The following is a 3570-nucleotide window of genomic DNA, read 5'->3' as shown; positions in this document are numbered from 1 at the left end:
GACGCTGGCGCTCAAGCTGCACGGCCAGACGAAGCTGCCCTTCGGCGACATCGAACTCGACTTCAAGGGCCCGTTCAGGCGCGTCCCCATGCCGGATGCGGTGAAGGAAGCAACCGGCATCGATTTCCGCGCGATCGCGACCGACGAAGAGGCGCGCGCGGCCGCCAAGGCCGCCGGCTTCGAGATCGAGGACGACTGGACCTGGGGCGAATGCCTCGCCTTCATCTTCGAGGAAAAGGTCGAGGACACGCTGATCCAACCCGCTCATGTGACCCATTTCCCGAAGGACATCTCGCCCTTCGCCAAGGAAGTGCCGGGCGAACCGCGCCTCGTCGAGCGCTTCGAGACCTATGTCAACGGCTGGGAACTGGGCAACGCCTTCTCGGAACTCAACGACCCGGTCGAGCAGCGCCGCCGCATGGTGGAACAGCTCGAACAGTCCCACGCACGCGGCGAGACCGAGAAGCGGCTGGACGAGGATTTCCTCAACGCCATGGACCATGGCATGCCGCCCGCCGGTGGGCTCGGCATCGGCATCGACCGCCTGATCATGCTCCTGACCAACGGCCCCTCGATCCGCGACGTGATCCTGTTCCCGGCCCGGCGTCACAAGGATTGAGTTTTCAGGAGAGCGGCATGGACGAAGAGGAGATTTCCCTTTCCGGCGGCCGCTTTACTCCTGGGGTGGTGCGGCTCGGCTACACGGTGCGCCGGCCTTTGCGTGAGGGCCTTGCCGAATCCTTGCTTACTTATCTGGAGATCGCGGGTTTTTCCGGCGCTCCACGCTTTCGTGGGCGCGATGACAAGTGCAGGGCGGTCCTGACCTATATCGAGGGTAGTGTGCCCTCCGAACTAGGCCATTTTGAGGATGCTGCCCTGGCTGCCGCTGCTGGTTTGCTAAGACGGTTTCATGACGCCACAGCGGGGTTTCCGGCCGTCGGAGAGGCTGCCGCCGAAGTCGTCTGTCACAATGATTTCTCGCCCACCAATGCCGTTTTCCGGGATGGCCTGCCGTATGCCGTGATCGATTTCGACACGCTTGCACCCGGGACAAGGCTTTGGGATCTGGGTTATTCTGCCTTTACCTGGCTCGATATCGGCAATGACGATTATTCCGGTGCCGAGCAGTTGCGGCGACTTGCCGTTTTTGCTGATGGCTACGGGCTGGCGGCATGTCCGGCCGAGGCTATCCTGTCGCATGCGGTGGTTCGCCAGAACGCGCTGGCGGCGAAGGCTCGCGCCGCCGGGCAATCCGACATAGCGGAATGGGCTGCCGTCGCTGCCGAATGTACGGCGCGCCACATGGCGTCGAAGAGCATGCCGTAACCGGGGCGCAGCACGATGAGGTCGTCAGCCCGCCCGCGCGAAAAGCCTGCGGCTGAACATCAGCGGAACCAGAACCAACGCCACGGCCGGGAACACCAGCCAGTTCATCATGCTCCAGCCATTGTCGATATGCACCAGCGCGCCGGCGAGGAAGGAGGCGGTGGCGGTGGAGCCGAAGACGAGGAAATCGTTGAGACCCTGCACCTTGCCGCGCTCTTCCGGCGTGTGGCAGTCGGTGATCATCGCGGTTGCGCCGATAAAGCCGAAATTCCAGCCGACGCCGAGCAGGATCAGCGCCAGCCAGAAATGCGTGAGCCCGAGTCCTGAAAGCGCGATTACCGCGCAACCGGCAATCAGCGCCAGACCGGTCGCGGCGATCGTCTCCTTGCCGAAGCGGGCGATTAGCCTGCCGGTGAAGAAGCTCGGGCCGAACATGGCCAGCACGTGCCACTGGATGCCGAGCGTCGCCTGTCCGACGGAATGGCCGCAGGCGATCATGGCGAGCGGCGTCGCCGTCATGATGAAGGCCATCAGCGCATAGGAAACGACGCCGGTCGCGGCGGCCATGATGAAACGGGGCGAGCGGGCGATCTCGGACAGCGGCCGTCCGCCGGAAATGGTGACTGCCACGGGGCGCGGTATCTTCAGCCGCGAGACCAGCAGCAGCGTGAGGAACGCCAGCACGGATAGCCCGATGAAGCTTGCGACATAGGGATGGCCGGGCACGGCATCGACCGTCCAGATCGCCACCTGCGGGCCGATGATGGCGGCGGCCAGCCCTCCGACCATGACCCGCGAAATCGCTTTCGCCTTCATGTCGCCATCGGCGGTGTCGGCGGCGGCGAAACGGAAGCTCTGGATGTAGGAGCCGTAAAGCCCGACGGTCATGATCGCGAGGCAGAACAGCAGAAACAGGCCGGCGGTGATGGCGGTTGCCGCAAGAAGCCCGCCGCAGATGCCGATCATCGCGCCGAAGATATAGCCCTCGCGCCGGCCGAAGCGGCGCATGATCCAGGCCGCCGGCAGCGTGCCGATGGCCACGCCCACATTGTAGAGGCTGACCGGAAAGGTCGCCAGCGAAGGATCGGGCGCCAGCACGGTGCCGATGATGCCGCCGAGTGAAATCACGATCGGCGGCGCTGCGCCGCCCACGGCCTGTGCCATGGTCAGGATATTGATATTGCGGAAAGCGGTGCTGTCGGTCATGGGCGTCTCCGGCCGTGTCATGCTCCGCTTGCGGCAAGCGGAAGGGCCGGTTCGTGCCTAGCGCATAAGCGCGAGAATCGGAACTGGTTTTCGCGTTTTAGATAGGTGCGTGGCCATCAGTGGATGAAATTGGCGATGGCATAGCCCTGTTTTTCAAGGCCCGCCCGCACCGTCGCGGCGATCGGAACGGCGTCGGCGGTATCGCCATGCACACAGATCGAATCAATAGCTGTCGGGATGCGTTTGCCGGAAAGGGTGATGATCGCGCCTTCGCGCACCATCTCGCCGACGCGGCGCGCGGCTCCTGCCGGGTCGTGGATCACCGCGCCCTGAAGGCCACGCGGCACCAGCAGACCGTCATCGCCATAAGCGCGGTCGGCGAAAATTTCCGACACCACCGTCAACCCCATTTCGGTGGCGATCTGGTGCTGTTCGCCATGGGCGATCGCAAGACAGATCAGGGCGGGATCGACGGCCTTGATGGCGTTGCAGACCGCCCGGGCGACCTCGCTGTCCTCTTGGGCGAGATTGCCGAGCGCGCCATGGGCCTTCACATGGGTGATCGGATGGCCGACATATTGCGCCATCGCCTGCGCAGCGCCGATCTGATAGGCGACCAGCCGCTCGATCTCGGTCGCGGAATAGGGGATGCGCCTGCGTCCGAAGCCCATGAGATCGGGAAAGCCGGGATGGGCGCCGACGGCGACATTGCGGTCGCGCGCCAGCACGAAGGTCTTCGCCATCGTATCGGGATCGCCGGCATGGAAGCCGCAGGCGACATTGGCCGAGGAGACGATCTTCAGCATCTCGGCATCGTCACCCTTGTCCCATGCGCCGAAGCTCTCGCCCATGTCGCAATTGATGTCGATGCGTGGTGCTGTCATTTGGTTATCTCTCGGCCGGTTGATGTGAACTATTTAAGCCGCTCATCGCGGTGAGACAACGGCTTATACCAAGGACCGATGATTAGGACCCATATGATGCGCGCTGGAATGGCTGTCCGAGTAGGAAAACACCGCAGAGCGATGCTGGAGCATC

The 3570-nt window shown here is 63.7% G+C and carries 4 protein-coding genes; 2 read left to right on the top strand and 2 right to left on the bottom strand.

Annotation, left to right across the window (positions count from 1 at the left end; all coding sequences use genetic code 11):
• Both B4E36_RS20895 and B4E36_RS20890 read left to right on the top strand, forming a co-directional pair.
• Positions 1-619, top strand: a 619-nt coding sequence (locus tag B4E36_RS20895; RefSeq protein WP_345900780.1) for an amino acid--tRNA ligase-related protein, incomplete at its 5' end; no start/stop codon positions are given.
• Between the two features lie 17 nt (positions 620-636).
• Positions 637-1326, top strand: a complete 690-nt coding sequence (locus B4E36_RS20890; RefSeq protein WP_292051668.1) for a phosphotransferase — start codon at positions 637-639, stop codon at positions 1324-1326.
• A gap of 24 nt (positions 1327-1350) precedes the next feature.
• Here the strand turns inward: B4E36_RS20890 and B4E36_RS20885 are convergent, their stop codons facing one another.
• Together B4E36_RS20885 and B4E36_RS20880 are read right to left on the bottom strand one after the other, a co-directional pair.
• On the bottom strand, positions 1351-2532 hold the full coding sequence (locus B4E36_RS20885) for an MFS transporter (RefSeq protein ID WP_345900779.1): 1182 nt from the start codon (positions 2530-2532) through the stop codon (positions 1351-1353).
• Between the two features lie 116 nt (positions 2533-2648).
• A complete protein-coding gene (locus B4E36_RS20880; protein WP_292051672.1) occupies positions 2649-3416 on the bottom strand; it encodes a LamB/YcsF family protein in 768 nt (255 codons plus the stop codon).
• Positions 3417-3570: the final 154 nt, after the last annotated feature.

Origin of the sequence: Martelella sp. UBA3392 (genome assembly GCF_002358775.1) — a bacterium.
Classification (GTDB): domain Bacteria; phylum Pseudomonadota; class Alphaproteobacteria; order Rhizobiales; family Rhizobiaceae; genus Martelella; species Martelella mediterranea.
This window is presented reverse-complemented; position numbering and strand designations above follow the sequence as displayed.

Coding starts and splice junctions, on each gene's coding strand:
- B4E36_RS20880 (WP_292051672.1), bottom strand. CDS start 3,416: ATGACAGCACCACGCATCGACATCAATTGCGACATGGGCGAGAGCTTC.
- B4E36_RS20885 (WP_345900779.1), bottom strand. CDS start 2,532: ATGACCGACAGCACCGCTTTCCGCAATATCAATATCCTGACCATGGCA.
- B4E36_RS20890 (WP_292051668.1), top strand. CDS start 637: ATGGACGAAGAGGAGATTTCCCTTTCCGGCGGCCGCTTTACTCCTGGG.